The organism is Bacillus cereus group sp. RP29 (assembly GCF_040459765.1).
Lineage (GTDB): Bacteria > Bacillota > Bacilli > Bacillales > Bacillaceae_G > Bacillus_A > Bacillus_A paranthracis.
This window is the reverse complement of sequence record NZ_JARVHN010000001.1, coordinates 3,674,291-3,693,349: the sequence shown is the minus strand read 5'-3', so window position 1 is coordinate 3,693,349 and position 19,059 is coordinate 3,674,291. Positions and strand designations below refer to the sequence as shown.

Here is a 19,059-nt window from a genome sequence, read left to right as displayed (position 1 = left end):
AAAGGAGTGTACAAAGGTTATGATTAAAGCGTTATATACAAGTATTACAGGGATGAATGCAGCACAAAATGCATTAAGTGTTACTTCAAATAATATTGCAAATGCACAAACAGTTGGATATAAAAAGCAAAAGGCTATTTTTGATGATTTGCTATATAATAATACGGTTGGTTCACGTGGTGATGGTGCTTATGCTGGTACGAATCCAAAGAGTATTGGTAACGGTGTAAAGTTCAGTGGGACATCTACAGATTTTAGTGATGGTTCTATTACTTTAACTAGTGATAAGATGGAGACAGCGATAGAAGGAAACGGTTTATTTTTAGTTGGTGATCGTAATGCTGGAAATGTAGAGTATACGAGAAAAGGGTCTTTCGGTGTATCGAAAGATAACTATGTTACAACTACAGGTGGACAGTATGTGCTAGGTTATGGTGTGAAAACAGGAACACAAGAAATAGATTTCTCTTCACGACCAAGCCCAATTCATATTCCGATGGGATCAGCTGTTGGTGGGATTCAAACAGATAAAGCGACAATAGGTGGAAACCTTCCTAGAAACCAAAATGCATTATCTCACGAATTCACAGTTTTTGATGCGGAAGGGAACTCATTAACGTTACGTGTAAATATTAAGCAAAAGACAACAAAAGAGAATGTAGATGGTAAAGAAGTTGAAAAGCCAGTGCCAGGCGAATATACATATACAGTTTCTGTAAGGAATGATTCTAAAAATGAAAAAGAATTTAAGCCTGTCGAAGGCATGACGGGCGAAAAAAATCTTAAATTTGATACGTTAGGAAATTTAAAGGAGACAGATGAGGCTGTACAAAAAGATCCAGTAACTGGTGAAATTACTAAAGGTGGATCTGTTCAAATTCCTTTTGGTAGTGGTCTAACACTTGATTTAAGCGGATTAACAAATTATCCAACGGGGAAAACTCTTTCTACAACAGAAGTAACGGGGCGCCCAGCTGCAATTGCAAATGATTATTCTATTTCTGACGGTGGTTTCGTTATGATGAAATATTCAGATGGTAGTATGAAAGTTGTAGGACAACTAGCTGTAGCTACATTCCCGAATTCAGGTGGATTAATGAAAACAGGGAATGGAAATTACGTTGCGACACCATCAGCGGGTATTCCAGGAATAGGTGTTGCTGGTGAGAATGGTGCAGGTAATGTACGAGGGTCAGCAAAAGAAAGCTCAAACGTAGATTTATCTGTAGAATTTGTTGATTTAATGCTTTATCAACGTGGATTCCAAGGAAATGCGAAAGTAATTAAAGTGTCAGATGAAGTATTAAATGAAGTTGTAAACTTAATTCGATAATATATCATAAAGTAAAATTGTAATGTAGTAGAAAGGGTTTTTTATTCGTATGACGACAAGACAAGAGCGAATTTTACAATTGCCTTTTTTCGAAAATAAACGTGAACTTGCTGAGCAAGTGTTAAAAATGGAACGAGAAGAGCATATATATTTACCGGATCAATTTGAAATTAAGCAAGTACCTCCATATTCATTTGGCGAAAAGCAATCAATCATTGGCCGTATTCATGAGTTTTATTTCGTAAGTGTTGGTAGCGAAGGAGAATGGAAGTATCAACTGTTTAAGGACGAGATGAAGTGCCGTGAGTTTTTTATTACACTATCAGGGATAACGGATCAGCAGATTGCATTTTGGTTCAATAACATCGAGTTGTTGAAAAGCTCTTAAAAAGTTTTTAAAAGCCTTAAAAAGACCTTAAAGGCCCTTTTTGGGTTTTGAGAGAGGACCCGGCGATATATGGTAGCGGTTAGTGCCTAATAGATTCTCGACCGGTGTTTAAAAGCCCAGAGATATGTAGAGTTACTAGGGTAATATGAGAAGATTTAATCGAAGTGTAGATAACAGACATGATTTGCACGTAGTTGTAAGAGCATAGATATGAGAGCTACTGGGATGGTTGGGATGAGATAATCATTTCATAGTTGACCAGTGCCTTTTGGATAGTTTGTGACGATAGATTTTTATAAAAGGAGAGGTGAGGAGGATGGCGCAGAATAAGTATCGCGTTACATTCATTTCGCCAAGTGAGGTTGAGCAGCGGACTGTTATGGCGGCGAGTAGTTTGCCGGATTTAATTCGTAAAGTAGAGAGTATTATTGCAGATCCGAACGGTTATTTTGTAAATGATAAAAAAAATAATTGCTATTTTAAAGTGATTAAAGATAATGTTACTTTTATTCAATATGAGTTACTATTTTCAGATAAGGAAATTCATATTGAAAAATTAAAACATATAGCACCAGCTATATTGAAACAATTATTTAAAAAAATCAATGATCCAGAATTATATGCACTTGCGCTACTTGATGTTGATATAGCGACGAAAGAATATGTGCTAGAAGAAATGGATTCGGAGCTAAGAATAAGAGTAGAAACGGAGCTTTCGAAAAAGTGGGAAGCAATGCCGACAGAAATTGTAGGAGCACAAGAAGTGTTATTAGAGGCACTTGCTTCGTTTATACAAGATTAAGCGTCTTTTAAAATAAATCGTTCGACTATCTATATTTTTCATATAGGTAGTTGACTTTTTCTCTTTTATAAAGCTTAATAATTAGATATACGGAATTAATGGAAGGGGAGCGACACCTTTATGTCACAAGCACAAAGTATTTTATTAGAAAGTGGAACAAATGAATTAGAGATTGTTACATATACTGTTGGTGAAAACCTATTTAGTATTAACGTAATGAAAGTACGTGAAATCATTAATCCATTCCCTGTTACAACTGTGCCAGAATCTCATCACGCAGTTGAAGGTGTTGTTCAAGTACGTGGTGAAATTTTACCTGTTATTAACTTAGCGACAGCTCTTAATTTAAAATCGACAAAGCCACTTGATCAAACGAAATTTATTATCTCTGAATTAAACCAAATGAAAGTTATTTTCCGCGTGGATGAAGTGCATCGTATTCAACGTATTTCGTGGGAACAAATTGATGAACCAGCTTCATTATCTATGGGGCTAGAAGAAACGACATCTGGTATTGTAAAGCTAGATGGGCAAATTATTTTGCTATTAGATTATGAAAAAATTGTATGTGAAATTAGTGGTACTGGTTATGACAATAAATCACTTGCAGGGTTAGAACAGAAAACAGATCGAGCTGAAAAAGTGATTTATATTGCAGAAGATTCAGCGATGCTTCGCCAAATATTGGAAGAAACATTATCGTCAGCTGGATATACGAAAATGAACTTCTTCAGTAATGGTGCAGAAGCGTTAGCACAAATTGAAAAACTAGCGAAAGAGCAAGGGGAAAAAATGTTTGAACATATTCACTTGCTAATTACTGATATTGAAATGCCGAAAATGGACGGACACCATTTAACGAAAGTGGTTAAAGATAGTGAAGTAATGAATCGTTTACCGGTCATTATTTTCTCTTCCTTAATTACAAATGAATTATTCCATAAAGGCGAAGCTGTAGGAGCAAATGCTCAAGTAAGTAAGCCAGATATTCAAGAGTTAATTGGTTTAGTAGATAAGTTAGTGCTGTAAAAGAGATTTAAAAGCTTTTTTTAGCTGGAATAGAAACTCTAGCCATGCTTGGTGGCGGTCAGTGCCCAATAGAGCCCCATGCCATGTTAAGACCAGAGATAGATAGCGGGTTTTTTAGGTAAGTGGAAGAAGTGGGACATTGAGAGTGATGATGGCGGTTAGTGCTTAATAGAGCCACACGCGATGTGAGGTTTCAATTGAAGATTTATAGATTTCTACTTATAACTCTATTCTTTTAGTGGAGAGAAGGGAACTAACTTTGTGTAATATTGGTTAGTTCCTTTTTAGTGTTCTATACCCTGTATAGGTGGAAAGATGGAGCGTTTTTGGAGTGTTTGTGATTGTATGTATGAAAAATCTTTATTTGAAGATTTTTTGTTTAAAAATAGAAAAATGTATCTTTGGATTATTTTAGTAATTTTTCGTGATAACGCAAATTTTTTCGGTGAAATTACATTCTAAATACCATATAATATAATTAAAAGTGATTAATATGCAATTATGCATATTAATAAAAAATCTTTTTCTATTTATATACTTTCTATACATTTTTGTATGTTTATTATTTGACAGATAATTTCGAAATGTTATAATATGGATATGAAAAAATTGCTATTTTCTGAGAAGACATGGGAGTCAGATGAGAATTGTGAAAGGATGAGGGGGAGTGACACAGATTATGTATCACCACACAGCAATCAATGTATTAAGTCTTTTACAAAACATGTCAAATAATAAAATGAACGATATGCAACTAGAAGCGGAATTTAAAAAAATAGAAAAACAATTCCAAGTAAAATATGAAGAACTAGTTGATTTATATAATAGAATGGTATTATTTCAAATAGATATAGAAAAACATGGCGGGATGCGAGCGTATGAAAAATCAGCGATTACATGGCTGAAGTCTGAGCTAGAGTTACTGTATGAAGTGTATCAATTTTCCCAACGTCACGGTTTAAACATTATTAATATTTCAAAATACGTTAGTAAAAAAGAACTAAATCTTTTCCCAAAAACAGAAAGTCAATTGCAAAATACGTATTACAAATTAAAAAAATGTGAAATACCGTTTGAAAATATTGAAAAACAAAAACCAGGAAGAAAGCGAAAATATACACCTGTAAAAGAACCGATTGTTGAGATGAAAAAAGAAAACAAGCAAGAGTTAAGAGAAGAAGTTCAAAATACAGAGAATGAAAAAAGCCTTGTAACAGTTATATCTGGTATTGTTGATAATTTTGAGACGATAAGCCATTGTAGTGAAAGAAAAGAGCATGAACTACATCAGTTTATGGAAGGAATCTATAAGCTTTCTAGCATGGCTGCAGAGCGTTCAAAGGATGAAAAGAATGCACGTGGTCTCGAAGGGGAATTACGCGTATTACGAGCTGAAAATGAAAGGATCAAGCGAGAAAAGGAAGAGCTTGTTCATGATATAAAAGAAATGACGCATCATTTAATTCATTTCATTACGAGTTCTGATATCGATCAAATTCGCACATTGCCTTTCTTCGTAAAAGAATGTAAACAAGATTTGCATAAATTAGGGTTATATAATGCACAAGACGGTAAAATGAAAATTATGGTTGATCGCAGTGGACAGGTTATGACTGTAACGCAGTAATAAAATTTGGGTACAAAATAAAAGGGAGATACATAGTTTATATGTATTTCCCTTTTGTTTTGTGTAGAAATTTGGTTTCATTGTAATGTTTTTGACCGATTTGTTGGGTGGATATGCAATGCTGATTTAAAGCTATCATGTTTTATTAGTATAGTGTTGAAAAGAAGGGATTTCTAAATGAGATTTTAATAATTTGTCATTTTTAAATAATATTTTATTAAATAATATTTTAAAAAATGTATAATAATAATATAATGATTAAATATTATATTAAACGAAGGAGCATAATTAGGATGAAACCGTACTTATCAGCATGTTTAATTGTGAAAAATGAAGAAGATATATTGCCTAGATGTTTGAATTCTTTGAAAAACAGTGGGGTAGAAGAAATTATAGTAGTAGATACAGGATCTGAGGATAAAACGAAGGAAATTGCAAAAAAATTTACAGATAAAGTATATGATTTCAGATGGACAAATAACTTTGCAGAGGCAAGAAATTTTGCAGCTACATATGCAACGGGAGAATGGGTTTTAGCAATAGATGCTGATGAATGTATGGACCCAGAAAATTTCAAGGTAGCGCTCGAAGAAATCAAGTCTAATAATAATGAATTGAGTGTTTATGCAGTAGAGATTGTTAATTTTCTTGATGAATTTGGGGAAAATTCAGCCGTGAATAAAATGGCAAGGATTTATCGGAATGATGGAAAATCGTATTTTGATGGAGCGCTTCATGAGCAAATTGTAAATGATCAAGGAACTAGTCAATTAGCTCTATCACAATTAAAACTTTATCATTATGGGTATTTGCCAAATGTAGTAAAAAAGCAAAACAAACGTAAGAGAAATATGGATATTATTAAAAATGTGTTGCAAAGTGAAAAAGATAAAAGTTTTTCGTATTTCAATTATGGGCAAGAGCTTAGAGCATTAAATAAAACAGAAGAAGCGTTAAATGCATTTGTGGAAGCGTTTAAGAATAAATCAAATATTTATAATGATTGGGTAGGAAAGTGTTTGTTTTATATTGTTGAAAGTTTAGTGGAATTAAAGCGTAATAAAGAAGCGTTAGAAATTATCGAAGATGCAGAGAGGATATTCCCCAATGCTCCAGATTTCCCATTTTGGAAAGGCGAGATATATTTAAAACAGAAACGTTTTGATGACGCGCGAGATGTTTATAGCAGTCTTTTGAGAAACTCAGATCGATATACAGACGTAATTTTTTATGTTGAGTCCAAAGAAATGTTGCCCCATGTAAGGATTGGAGAAATATATTCAAGTGAGGGGGAGAATTATAAAGCTTTAGAGCATTATGTGAAGGCGTTAAATTCAAGTAGAGTGTCTGTCAAAATAATTACTCAGATTATTTTATTATTAAGCAAGAATCATAGTCCAAAAGAAATTTATGATTTTGTAAGTATACGTCAAATAATTAGGAATGATCGTATTCGTACTGAAGTAATAAAATTAGTATTAAATTTAGGATTAGGTGAATTAGCAATACTAATTATAAATGATTTTGAAGATCAGGAACAGTTAATTGTCGAAGCACTTCAATTAAAAGGGCGGATGATAGTTGGAGAAGAAAAACTAGATTTTACAACAGAGAGTTTAATGTATGGTATACAAGAAGAGGTATTTCATGTAGCTGACCTTTGTATTTTATATGAAGAAACTCGCGATATGCGTATTCGCAAAGTGTTGGAACATTCAAAGTATGCACATGTTTTCTATTATTTGTTTAGCTCTGAAAAGACTACAAAAAAAATAAGTCAATTTGAATTTATATCAATTTTGGAAAAAACAGTATGTTTTTACAAGCCAGACTTTTCGGAGCGTTTAATTTCATTCGTAAGTACTTTTCCAAAAGAGATAAATGCAAAAGTTGCTGATGTATTTTACTCGCATGGATATGAAGAAATTGGAATGGGTTTTTATGATTTAGCAGAAGAAAATCATGTTACAAAACAAGGGTATGTGAATGTGATAGATTGGTTAATTTCTCGAAATGAAGTAGATGAAGCAAGAGTTATAATTTTAAAAGCAATAAAAAAATTTAAAACAGATTTCCGTTTTTATAAATATGGGATTGAATTAGGAAATAATAAAGAATTGGTACTGGAAGCGTTTAAGTATTTTCCAGATAGTAATTGGCTGAAAAACAATCAGTAAAATCTCAATAAACGTGAATGAAGTTACAAGTTTTAAAAAAATAATAAGAGGTGGATTTATGAAAACAAGTATTATAATTTTAACTCGTAATAAATTCGAATATACAAAGTTATGTATTGAAAGTGTTCGAAAATATACTCAAAAAGATGCTTATGAACTTATTGTTGTCGATAATTATTCTACTGATGAGACGAGAGAGTGGCTAAAGGAGCAAGTAGATGTAAAGGTAATATATAATAGCGAGAATGTTGGGTTTCCAAAGGGATGTAATCAGGGAATAGCTATTGCAGAAGGTGAAAATATTCTATTGTTAAATAATGATGTAATTGTCACAGAAAATTGGCTAGATAATTTAATAATGGCTTTATATAGTTGTAATGATGTTGGGGCTGTAGGCCCAGTGACAAATAATTGTTCTTATTATCAAGCAGTAAGAGTGGATTATAATTCAATTGAAGAAATGCATTTCTATGCAAAAGGACATAATATATCAAATGAATTATTATGGGAAGAAAGGTTAAAATTAATTGGTTTCTGTATGCTAATCAAAAAAGAAGTTGTGGATAAAATTGGCTTATTAGATGAGAGATTTACCCCTGGTAATTTTGAAGATGATGATTATTCGTTCAGAATGAGAGCTCAAGGGTATAAAACTCTTTTATGTAAAGATACTTTTATACATCATTTTGGAAGTGTTTCTTTTAAAGATGACACATCAGAATATAGCGACCTTTTACAAAAAAATGAAAAGAAATTTGAAGAAAAATGGGGATTCAATTCTAGGTATTCGACATATATTCGAAATGAAATAATTGATTTAATGGATGCGCCAAAAGATAAGAAAATTAATGTGCTTGAAGTAGGGTGTGCTTGCGGAGGAACATTGTTAAAAATTAAAAACATTTATAAAAATGCAGATTTATTTGGGATAGAATTTAATGAAAAAGCTGCATCATTTTCCTCTCAATTTGCAAATGTTAAAGCAGAAAATATTGAAAATGAAGTGTTAGATTATCCCGCTGAATTTTTTGATTATATTATATTAGCAGATGTAATTGAACATTTATTTAATCCTTGGGAGGTTATGCGTAATCTCCGAAAATATTTGAAAAAAGATGGTCAAATTTTATTAAGCATTCCAAATGTAATGCATTATAGTTTACTCAGAGAGGTTATTAATGGGAAATGGACTTACACGGATTCAGGGTTATTAGATAGAACACATATTAGATTTTTCACTTTGGATGAGATTAATAAGATGTTAATAGAAGCTGAATACAAAGATATAGAATATGGCATGAATCAAATACCTAAAACAAAACAAGATGAAGAATTTATTGAAGCTCTAGTATCATTAGGTACACAAGAATTAAAGGGACAGTACGAGGCTTATCAGTATTTAGTGAAGGCATCTAAAAATAGCAGAAAACCCGATTTAAAGAGTATTCTGCTAGAAATAGAAGTTAGCTTACGAAAGAATGAAGAATACCATACAGATCAACTAGATAATTTTAAATGTAAAGAAATAATAGAAAATGTATGCTTGGAAATAAAAGATAAAGTTGAAGTGTTAAATTATTTAGCGATTCAGGGTGTGAATAAATGCAACTATGAGGATGTTCTATTATATTTAGAACAAGCTTTTGAATTGGATAATACTAATACAGATACTTTATATAATTTAGTTGTAGTTCTTGCAGATTTAGGGAGAACAGCAACTGCTAAAAAATATTTTGAACTTATACAAGGGCAAGATGCCCAAATTAAGGAGCTGTTTATAAATTTATATAATAGAAATGGTTTATATGATTTAATGGTCGGACTAGATAGCAACGATGAAATTATAAGTGAAGTTGTAGACATACTGACTGAAGATATGGAGCTAATTACAGAAGTTATTAAAATTATTGAGTATGCAGTAAATAATAAGGAAGAATTGTTAAGGGGATTATTGAAAAAATGTCATGAGAAAAAATTATATCAGTGTAGTATTTTGTTACTTCGAAAATTAATAGTACGAGAAAAAAATCATGAGGAATTATCAGAGTACACAGATATTATAAAGGAATTAAATATAAAAATGGAAGAAAACATATTAGATAAAAAATTGTATAAATAATTTTTTAGGTGAATAATCAATTATAGTTTGATTATGATAGAGCGAAGTTTGTAAAGAGTTGATTCAAAAATAAAATCTTTTGTTTGGTAAATGGAGTGAATAGTGCACTAAGCTCTTCGCAAATATTATTTAAATTAAAAATTTTAATTTCTATAGATCTCCCCGAATCATGGATGAACCAAAAACGTGATTCGGGATTTTTTTGTTTATCATGTATTTTATGTTAAATATGATTATGTAAAGCTGAAGAGAGGTAATAAATAGAGATATTTCATCCCAAGCAAAGAGAGAAGGTTAGATAAATATATGTATATTTATCTAAAGATAATACAATGAAAAAAGATGGTGTATTCTATGCTATTATTAGAAGATTTTTTGCTGAGAGTGTGAGGAGTTTTTTTATGCAGAGTACAGGCAATAAGAAAGACGAGGGGCTGCATGTGTAATTAGCAGAGGTTATTATAAATAAGATAAATTTATGAAAATATTTAAAACGTTAATCAAGGCATTCCCGATGAAGATATAGAGTGATTCTTTGGATTTAGTAGAGGTATATTTACAAGATTAATATATGGATTTCTTGAAAGGGATTTGATTAATTGTTGGAGCATAGGAACAATTTAGATTGATATTTCTATTTAATTCATAAATAAATCTACTAGAAAGTGCTGTTATTAAATGTACAAAATCCCCACTCTAAAGATATAGGGTGAGGATTTTTGTATTTTAAACTTATTGTAATAGTTTACTTACCATTTGAGGCGTTTGATTTGCCTGAGAAAGCATGCTTACTCCAGCTTCACTTAAAATCTTGAATTTTGTCATTTCAGACATCTCTTTTGCCATATCAGCGTCTTCAATTTGAGATGCTGATGCAGCCATAGATGATGATTGATTATTTAAGTTTTCAATATTATAATCTAAGCGGTTTAAAGTAGCTCCTAATGTCGCACGGTGATCAGCAATTTTGTTAATCGCTGCGTCGATATTAGAAATTGCTGTTTCGGCGCTAGAAGCAGTGTTCAATGCGCTTGTAGTTCCAACTGATAATGATGTTGAGTTAATTGAAGTTAATGAAATATCGATAGTACTTGCACCTGATGCATCTGTAGACTTAATGCTAACAGAAGAAGCGGATGCATTCATTAATTTAGTACCATTAAATTCAGTGTTGTTAGAGATATAATCAATTTGTTTAGTTAACTCTTCATATTCTTTTTGAAGAGCACCACGGTCAGTAGAACCATTAGTACCATTCGCAGATTGAACTGCTAAATCACGCATACGAAGTAAAATATTTGATACTGTGTTTAATGCTGAGTCAGCTGTTTGAATCATTGATTTACCATCTTGTGAGTTACGAGATGCTACATTTAGACCACTTTCTTTTGCGCGCATACGAGTAGCGATTGCTAAACCAGCTGCATCGTCTGCTGCACTATTAATTTGTTTACCGCTTGATAAACGGTTCATAGAAGTATTCATTTTTTCTTGGTTTTGGCGCATGTACTCTTGTGTACGCATGCTATTGATGTTTGTATTAATTCTCATGATTAAGAACCCCCATTTTTTTATATTGACTTTTCTGCAAATTGAAAAACGGTAATATGCGAAAAAATCAATTTCGAGATTTATTGTAATCCCTGTCATAGCGGGTGTCAACTAAAAATTCGAATTAATAAATATAAAAAAATAACAGTTTAACAATATATTCATTTTTTTATTACAATATTATTAAAAGGATTATTGCAAACTTTAAAAAAAAACTCTAATATTAGATTATCTTTGTTTACCGAAAAGGTGATATTATGATAGTTGGAAATATAGTAAAAGAAGTGCTTGCATATAAGAAAGGACAAATTCAGCAAAAGCTAAGTAGTCCACAAGCATTCGTTAGTAGTCGTTTTCAAGAGAAGTTGCAGAGTGAACCTGCGAAGGAGACGAAGGGTACTACGCAGCCAGCAAAGGTAGAGGATATGAGTCAGCCGGTACAATCTACGAAAATAGAAACGGTCGTAAATAAACCGGAACAATCTATTAATAAAGTAGAGGAAGCGAGTAAGCCTGAAGAAAAGACTGAAACGAAGAACGTAGATGACGTGCAAGTCGCACAAAAAGAGTTTGAACGACGTTTCCCAGAAACGAAAAATGAGGCTGCTGATACGTGGGGATTAACGAAGAAGTATAATATTCAAAAAATACGTTCTTCCAATGAAGGGAAGTATGAGGATATTATAGATCGTGTAAGTCATACATATGGAATCCCGAAAACGTTAATTCAAAAAATGATTGAAGTAGAATCTGATTTTAATCCGAAAACGGTGTCACATGCAGGTGCGAAGGGTCTTATGCAGCTTATGCCAGCGAATGTGAAAGAGATGGGTATAAAAAATCCATTTTCACCAGCTGAAAGTATTGAGGGCGGCGTGAAAGAGTTAAGCGGTTATTTAAAGAAAAATAACGGCGATCTCGTACTAGCGCTTGCATCTTATAATGCAGGTCCTGGTAATGTGAGAAAGTACGGAGGCGTACCACCATTTAAAGAAACGCAAGGATATATTAAAAAAATATTAAATATCGACGTTTCAAAATAAGAAGTTTCATATATAGAGAGAACATGAAATTTTCGTGAACATGATATGGGAGTTGGCTAGATTTGAAATTACAAGATGATATTCCGTTAACAATTTATTTTGAAATCGGAAATACAAAAAAGAAAATTGAAGATTTGCTTCATATTACGAAAGGTACATTGTATCGTCTTGAAAATTCAACGAAAAATACGGTACGTCTTATGCTTGAGAATGAAGAGATTGGAACCGGAAAGATTTTGACGAAAAACGGGAAGATGTACGTTGAAATCGTTGAATTGAAAAGGTAGGGAAGGGGATTGTCATGAGTGGCGAAAAATTAAGCCAAGAGCAAATTGATGCCCTGCTGAAGGCGGTAAATGAAGGCGAGGAAATGCCAGCTTTTGCACAAGAAGCAGGAAAGCAAGAGAAATTTCAAGAGTATGATTTTAATAGACCGGAGAAGTTCGGTGTTGAGCATTTACGTAGCTTGCAAGCAATTGCTTCTACATTTGGTAAACAGACGTCACAGACGTTGTCAGCGCGTATGCGTATTCCGATTGAGTTAGAGCCTTCAACGGTTGAGCAAGTTCCGTTTACGAGTGAGTATGTGGAGAAAATGCCGAAAGATTATTATTTATATTGTGTTATTGATCTTGGCCTTCCAGAGCTTGGAGAAATTGTCATTGAAATTGATTTAGCGTTCGTTATTTATATTCATGAATGTTGGCTTGGCGGAGATAGTAAGCGTAACTTTACGATGCGCAGACCACTTACCGCATTTGAGTTTTTAACACTGGATAATATTTTTATGCTCCTTTGTAAAAATTTAGAGCAATCATTTGAAAGCGTTGTTGCGATTGAACCAAAATTTGTAACGACGGAGACAGACCCGAATGCATTAAAGATTACGACAGCAAGCGATATTATTTCATTATTGAATGTAAATATGAAAACAGAGTTTTGGAATACGACGGTGCGCATCGGAATTCCGTTCTTATCTGTTGAAGAAATTATGGATAAGTTAACATCTGAAAATATTGTTGAACATTCTTCAGATAAACGTAAGAAGTATACGTCTGAAGTGGAAGTGAAAGTAAATCAAGTGTATAAACCTGTTCACGTTGCAATTGGTGAGCAGAAGATGACAATGGGTGAGATTGAACAAATTGAAGAAGGCGATATTATTCCGCTTCATACGAAAGTTTCGGATGAATTACTTGGTTATGTAGATGGAAAGCATAAATTTAATTGTTTTATTGGAAAAGATGGAACGCGTAAGGCGCTCTTATTTAAAAGTTTTGTAGAGTAGGAGGATCCATATGAAGCATGAAGTATCTCCTGTGTCATTAATGGGATTAGAAGATTTTGCAGGAAAGCGAAATGAAGCAAGTAAAGCACATATTGATACTGTTTCAGATATTTCGATTGAACTTGGTGTAAAGCTTGGAAAGGCATCTATTACGCTCGGTGATGTGAAACAGTTAAAAGTGGGCGATGTTCTTGAAGTAGAGAAAAACTTAGGACATAAAGTAGATGTGTATTTAAGTAATATGAAAGTCGGCATTGGGGAAGCGATCGTAATGGACGAGAAGTTCGGTATTATCATTTCTGAAATTGAAGCTGACAAGAAGCAAGCTGCGCTTATGAAAGCGCAAAGTCAAATGCAAGATAAAGAGTAGAGGAGGAGTCATATGTCGTATATGACGACCTTATTTCAAGTCGTTTTACTGTTTGGTGCGCTCGGCTACGGTGCATACTATATGACGAAAAAGACGCGCAAGCAGCAGTTTTTTAAGCAAGGTGAAAATGGCCACATTCAAGTGAAAGACGGCGTGTATTTAAATCATCAAACGAGCGCCTTTTTATTTGAAGTAGACGGTAAGCAAGTGTTCACTGTTATTAGTAATAACGGTGTTCAATCTGTGCAATTAACAGGAACAGGAAATCAGTTTCAACAAGCGCTAGAAGACGCGGTGAAGAGTGAAACGAAAAAAGTAGAGGATCCATCATGAGAATAAAGAAACAGTTATCGTTATTAGCCGTTATTTTCGTATTTTCTATCGTTTTTTCAATTATTTTTGTAAATCCAGCGTATGCAGCCCAAAACGGTTTTATTAATTTTGAAAATGGAAAAGAGTTTACGAGTAACTCAAGTGTACAGTTATTTGCGCTCGTTACCCTTTTATCATTATCTTCATCTATCGTTCTATTATTTACACATTTTACTTATTTTATGATCGTTCTTGGGATTACACGTCAAGGACTCGGGGTAATGAATTTACCGCCGAACCAAGTGCTCGTTGGACTTGCATTGTTTTTATCACTCTTTACGATGCAGCCTGTTCTTGGGCAGCTAAAGAGCGATGTGTGGGATCCGATGACAAAAGAGAAAATAACAGTAAGTCAAGCTGCGGAAACGACAGCGCCGATTATGAAAGAGTATATGTCAAAGCATACGTATAAGCATGATTTAAAAATGATGCTGAAAGTGCGCGGAGAAGAGTTGCCGAAAGATTTAAAGGATCTATCCTTATTTACGCTCGTACCATCCTTTACGTTAACGCAAATTCAAAAGGGATTGTTAACAGGGATGTTCATTTATTTAGCGTTTGTATTTATAGATTTGATTATTAGTACACTGTTAATGTACCTCGGGATGATGATGGTACCGCCGATGATTTTAAGTTTACCATTTAAAATACTCGTTTTCGTATATTTAGGTGGATATACAAAAATCGTCGACATTATGTTTAAAACGGTCGCCTGAAGCGTTTGATGCTATGTGATAGGAGTCATATAAATGAATACGTCACCAATTATAGATATTTTTCAAACCTTTTTTTATAAAGGGGTTATGATTTTAATGCCGGTTGCCGGTGTTAGTATGATTGTCGTTATTATCATCGCTGTCATTATGGCGATGATGCAAATTCAAGAACAAACGCTGACGTTTTTACCGAAAATGGCGAGTATTGTACTCGTTATTATCATTTTAGGTCCGTGGATGTTTCAAGAGTTAACGACGCTTATTTTAGATTTATTTGATAAAATTCCATCGCTATTGCGTTCGTACTAAGATAGGGGAACTGAAATGAATATGGAATTATGGGCGGCGACGTTTTTTGCGTTTTGCCGCATTACTTCATTTTTATATTTTTTACCGTTTTTCTCAGGTCGATCCATTCCAGCGATGGCGAAGGTTACAGTAGGACTTGCTCTTTCCATTACAGTTGCCGATCAAGTTGATGTCTCTCACATAAAAACAACTTGGGATGTTGCAGCTTATGCTGGTACGCAAATTGTAATTGGATTATCACTTTCAAAAATTGTAGAAATGCTGTGGAACATTCCGAAAATGGCCGGGCATATTTTAGACTTTGATATCGGTTTATCACAAGCAAGTTTGTTTGATGTAAACGCAGGTTCACAGTCTACTTTACTATCAACCATTTTTGATATATTTTTTCTCATTATTTTTATTTCACTTGGCGGCATTAATTATTTCGTTGCCACGATTTTAAAGTCGTTTCAATATACAGAGGCGATTTCAAAATTGCTGACGACTAGTTTTTTAGATAGTCTACTCGCAACGTTATTATTTGCGATTACATCAGCGGTTGAAATTGCTCTTCCGCTCATGGGAAGCTTATTCATCATTAACTTTGTTTTAATTTTAATCGCAAAAAACGCTCCGCAATTAAACGTTTTTATGAATGCGTATGTTATTAAAATTACATGTGGTATTTTGTTTATTGCGATGAGTGTACCGATGCTCGGTTATGTGTTTAAAAATATGACGGATGTATTGCTTGAGGAATATACGAAACTATTTAACTTTTTCTTAACGAAGTAGGGGGACGCTCATGGCAAAGGATAATAAAACAGAAAAGGCCACCCCGCAGAAGCGTAAGAAATCGCGTGAAGAAGGGAATATTGCCCGGAGTAAAGATTTAAATAATTTATTTTCCATACTTGTGTTAGCAGTTGTCGTTTACTTTTTTGGAGATTGGCTAGGGTTTGAGATTGCCAATTCTGTATCGGTGCTGTTTGATCAAATTGGAAAAAATACAGATTCAACCGAGTATTTTTATATGATGGGGATTTTACTACTAAAAGTATCAGCTCCGATATTAATACTCGTATACGCTTTTCATTTATTCAATTATATGATTCAAGTCGGTTTCTTATTTTCTTCTAAAGTCATTAAGCCGAAAGCTTCGCGTATTAACCCGAAAAACTATTTTACGAGGTTGTTTAGTCGTAAAAGTTTAGTAGATATTTTGAAATCACTGTTTTATATGGGATTAATCGGTTACGTCGCTTATGTGCTATTTAAAAAGAATTTAGAGAAAATCGTGAGTATGATTGGATTTAATTGGACTGCGTCACTTACTGAAATTATAAGGCAAATTAAATTTATCTTTTTAGCTATTTTAATTATATTAATCGTTCTTTCTATTATTGATTTCATATATCAAAAATGGGAGTACGAACAAGATATTAAGATGAAAAAAGAAGAAGTAAAACAAGAGCATAAAGATAATGAAGGGGACCCGCAAGTAAAGGGAAAACGAAAAAACTTTATGCATGCCATATTGGAAGGAACAATTGCGAAGAAGATGGATGGCGCAACGTTTATTGTAAACAACCCGACCCATATTTCGGTCGTACTCAGGTACAATAAACACGTTGATGCAGCACCAATTGTCGTTGCAAAAGGGGAAGATGAACTCGCATTATATATACGAACACTTGCCCGTGAACAAGAAATACCAATGGTGGAAAACCGTCCGCTTGCTCGTTCTTTATATTATCAAGTCGAGGAAGATGAGACGATTCCAGAAGATTTATACGTAGCTGTAATTGAAGTTATGCGCTATTTAATTCAAACGAACGAACTTGAAGTATAATAGCGTGTTTGGAGGAGATCTCTTTGTTTAAGATAGATTCTGCAAGAACCTATTTTTCTATCTTTTTAGCAGCGTCATTCGTAGTGGCGCTCTTAATTCCACTTCCACCATTTATACTTGATATCATTATCGTTTTTCTACTAAGTATGTCAGTGCTTATTTATATGCGAGCGACAAGTATTAACGAGTGGGATGAATTAAAGTCATTTCCGACGATGTTGTTATTAATCGGGATTTTCCGCGTATCGATTAACGTATCGACGACGCGAGCGATTTTGACAAACGGAAATGCGGGTCATGTTATTGAAGAGTTCGGTCAATTCGTAATTGGCGGGAACTTATTAATTGGTATCGTTATTTTTACAGTACTAATCATATTCCAGTTTATCGTTGCAAACGGTGCATCTCGTACAGCTGAAGTAGCAGCACGTTTTACACTTGATTCTTTACCAGGGAAACAAATGTCGATCGATGCAGATTTAAACCAGCGTATTATTACAGAAAAAGATGCACAAGCAAAACGAAAAAAATTAAATATGGAAACAGAGTTTTACGGGGCGATGGATGGTGCCGGGAAGTTCATTAAAGGGGACGTTATTTTCGGGATTGTCATTTTATTCGTAAACATCATTTTCGGTTTAATTGTCGGAATGATGCAGCAAGGAATGAGCTTTGGTGAAGCTGCTCTTCATTACACACAGTTAACTGTCGGCGACGGAATTGTAAACCAGATTGGATCGCTCATGCTTGCGATTTCAACAGGTATTATTGTAACGCGTGTATTTGACGGTTCACCGGATACAGTAACGGAAGGTATCTTTAAAGAGTTATTAGCGCATGAAGTCGTTGTATATGCGCTTGGCGGTTTATTTATCGCAATGGGTATTTTTACTCCGCTACCATTTCTACCGTTCGCACTCGTTGGTGGAACAATTATCTTCTTAGGAATTCGAAATAAAAACCGAATGAAGAAAGAAAAAGAAGATGAGCTTCAAAAAGAATTAGAAATGATTCAAGGCGAAGATGAGCAATTGCAACAAGTGGAAGATTCATTTGGCGTATTTACAGATAAATATCCAATTATTGTAGAACTAGGTTTAGATTTAGCAGCACTTGTAAAGCAGAAAATTAACGGGGAAACAGCTCGTGATAAAGTTGTTCTTATGAGGAAATCGATTATTACCGACCTTGGTATTAACGTTCCTGGAATTAACTTTAAAGATAATACGAGTTTTAGACCACGTGGACGTTACATTATTCGTATTAAAGGTGCGAAGGCAGCTGAAGGTGTTTTAAAATCAGGTTACTTATTAGCACTGAAAACACCGAATGTAATGGCCGATTTAGATGCAGAACCAGCGAAAGATCCAATTTTTGGCGAGGATGGATATTGGATTTTAGAGCATATGGTACAAGATGCACAAATGAAAGGCTATCAAGTATTAGAGCCACTTAGCATATTAATTACGCATTTAGATGTTGTCGTTAGACGTAATCTTCATGAGTTAATTCAGCGTCAACATGTAAAAGACTTAATTAACTCGCTTGAAAATGATAACGGCGTTTTATTAGAAGAGATTAAGAAGAAAGAAATTGACTTATCACTTGTTCAAAATGTTATTAAGCAATTGCTAAAAGAAGGTATTTCTATTCGTGATTTACCAACCATTATTGAAGGTATTATTGACGGAAAAGAAATTTATCAAAATCATGTTGACGGTGTAACATCATTCGTCCGTGAATGTATTTCAAAAGTTATTTGTGAAAATGCGAAAAATCCTGACGGTAAAATATATGCGGCGCTCTTCTCAGATACAATTGAGTTAGACGCAGACGTTGTGAACAATTCTTATCAAGGTTATTTATTAAACTGGGATTTAGATTTAGAAACGCGAGTCGTTGAGCAGGTACAACGCGTATTTAAACAAGCGAGGTTAATGGGAAGAGAACCAGTATTATTAACGCGTAGAAAAGATTTCAGATTTGCGATTGTAAGACTTCTTGAGCGCTACCAAGTAGAGGCGCAAGTACTTTGTATTAGCGAATTAGCACCAGAAATTGTTGTAGATCAAATTGCCTATATTGAATAGTAGGGGGTGAA

The 19,059-nt window shown here is 33.8% G+C and carries 18 protein-coding genes; 17 read left to right on the top strand and 1 reads right to left on the bottom strand.

Annotated elements, in window-relative coordinates:
• Nucleotides 1–19: 19 nt before the first annotated feature.
• The 7 genes from flgE (at nt 20) to QCI47_RS19530 (ending at nt 9,475) form a co-directional block, all read left to right on the top strand.
• On the top strand, nt 20–1,333 hold the full coding sequence (gene flgE, locus QCI47_RS19560; protein WP_000588297.1) for a flagellar hook protein FlgE: 1,314 nt from the start codon (nt 20–22) through the stop codon (nt 1,331–1,333).
• A 49-nt stretch (nt 1,334–1,382) separates the two neighbouring features.
• Entirely contained in the window at nt 1,383–1,721 is a 339-nt protein-coding gene (locus QCI47_RS19555) for a DUF3964 family protein (RefSeq protein WP_000213336.1), read from the top strand.
• 316 nt (nt 1,722–2,037) lie between these two features.
• On the top strand, nt 2,038–2,523 hold the full coding sequence (locus tag QCI47_RS19550) for a hypothetical protein (protein WP_000068312.1): 486 nt from the start codon (nt 2,038–2,040) through the stop codon (nt 2,521–2,523).
• A 120-nt stretch (nt 2,524–2,643) separates the two neighbouring features.
• Nucleotides 2,644–3,552: a chemotaxis protein gene (locus tag QCI47_RS19545; RefSeq protein WP_000075958.1), complete on the top strand. Its 909-nt coding sequence runs from the start codon at nt 2,644–2,646 to the stop codon at nt 3,550–3,552.
• 679 nt (nt 3,553–4,231) lie between these two features.
• On the top strand, nt 4,232–5,179 hold the full coding sequence (locus QCI47_RS19540; protein ID WP_061131082.1) for a DNA-binding domain-containing protein: 948 nt from the start codon (nt 4,232–4,234) through the stop codon (nt 5,177–5,179).
• 236 nt (nt 5,180–5,415) lie between these two features.
• Nucleotides 5,416–7,356, top strand: coding sequence for a glycosyltransferase (locus QCI47_RS19535; protein ID WP_308669264.1), 1,941 nt, complete (start codon nt 5,416–5,418; stop codon nt 7,354–7,356).
• 58 nt (nt 7,357–7,414) lie between these two features.
• On the top strand, nt 7,415–9,475 hold the full coding sequence (locus QCI47_RS19530; protein WP_076872081.1) for a glycosyltransferase: 2,061 nt from the start codon (nt 7,415–7,417) through the stop codon (nt 9,473–9,475).
• Nucleotides 9,476–10,207: 732 nt separating this feature from the next.
• On the opposite strand, the gene QCI47_RS19525 is transcribed toward QCI47_RS19530, so the two are convergent.
• Entirely contained in the window at nt 10,208–11,026 is an 819-nt protein-coding gene (locus QCI47_RS19525; RefSeq protein ID WP_061131084.1) for a flagellin N-terminal helical domain-containing protein, read from the bottom strand.
• A 257-nt stretch (nt 11,027–11,283) separates the two neighbouring features.
• On the opposite strand from QCI47_RS19525, the gene QCI47_RS19520 reads away from it, so the two are divergent.
• From QCI47_RS19520 to flhA, 10 genes are all read left to right on the top strand, one after another.
• A complete protein-coding gene (locus QCI47_RS19520; RefSeq protein WP_061131085.1) occupies nt 11,284–12,069 on the top strand; it encodes a lytic transglycosylase domain-containing protein in 786 nt (261 codons plus the stop codon).
• A 62-nt stretch (nt 12,070–12,131) separates the two neighbouring features.
• Nucleotides 12,132–12,356, top strand: coding sequence for a flagellar motor switch protein FliN (locus QCI47_RS19515; RefSeq protein WP_000775712.1), 225 nt, complete (start codon nt 12,132–12,134; stop codon nt 12,354–12,356).
• A 14-nt stretch (nt 12,357–12,370) separates the two neighbouring features.
• The gene (gene fliM, locus QCI47_RS19510) at nt 12,371–13,357 is read left to right on the top strand and encodes a flagellar motor switch protein FliM (RefSeq protein ID WP_000012368.1); all 987 of its coding nucleotides are present in this window, start codon (nt 12,371–12,373) and stop codon (nt 13,355–13,357) included.
• 10 nt (nt 13,358–13,367) lie between these two features.
• Nucleotides 13,368–13,727 (top strand): flagellar motor switch protein FliN, encoded by a 360-nt coding sequence (gene fliN, locus QCI47_RS19505; protein ID WP_000680012.1) that lies wholly within the window; start codon nt 13,368–13,370, stop codon nt 13,725–13,727.
• Between the two features lie 12 nt (nt 13,728–13,739).
• Entirely contained in the window at nt 13,740–14,060 is a 321-nt protein-coding gene (locus QCI47_RS19500) for a hypothetical protein (protein ID WP_000121176.1), read from the top strand.
• Complete coding sequence (locus QCI47_RS19495; protein ID WP_001220586.1) at nt 14,057–14,815, top strand: flagellar type III secretion system pore protein FliP; 759 nt, start codon at nt 14,057–14,059, stop codon at nt 14,813–14,815. The genes QCI47_RS19500 and QCI47_RS19495 overlap by 4 nt, the downstream gene beginning before the upstream one ends.
• 33 nt (nt 14,816–14,848) lie before the next feature.
• Nucleotides 14,849–15,124 (top strand): flagellar biosynthetic protein FliQ, encoded by a 276-nt coding sequence (locus QCI47_RS19490; protein WP_001098085.1) that lies wholly within the window; start codon nt 14,849–14,851, stop codon nt 15,122–15,124.
• Between the two features lie 15 nt (nt 15,125–15,139).
• Nucleotides 15,140–15,901 (top strand): flagellar biosynthetic protein FliR, encoded by a 762-nt coding sequence (locus tag QCI47_RS19485; RefSeq protein WP_001055716.1) that lies wholly within the window; start codon nt 15,140–15,142, stop codon nt 15,899–15,901.
• Nucleotides 15,902–15,911: 10 nt separating this feature from the next.
• Nucleotides 15,912–16,958 carry a flagellar type III secretion system protein FlhB gene (flhB, locus tag QCI47_RS19480; protein ID WP_309422626.1) on the top strand — a complete coding sequence of 349 codons (1,047 nt, stop codon included), beginning with the start codon at nt 15,912–15,914 and terminating at the stop codon, nt 16,956–16,958.
• A gap of 23 nt (nt 16,959–16,981) precedes the next feature.
• Nucleotides 16,982–19,048, top strand: a complete 2,067-nt coding sequence (gene flhA, locus QCI47_RS19475) for a flagellar biosynthesis protein FlhA (RefSeq protein WP_061131088.1) — start codon at nt 16,982–16,984, stop codon at nt 19,046–19,048.
• Nucleotides 19,049–19,059: the final 11 nt, after the last annotated feature.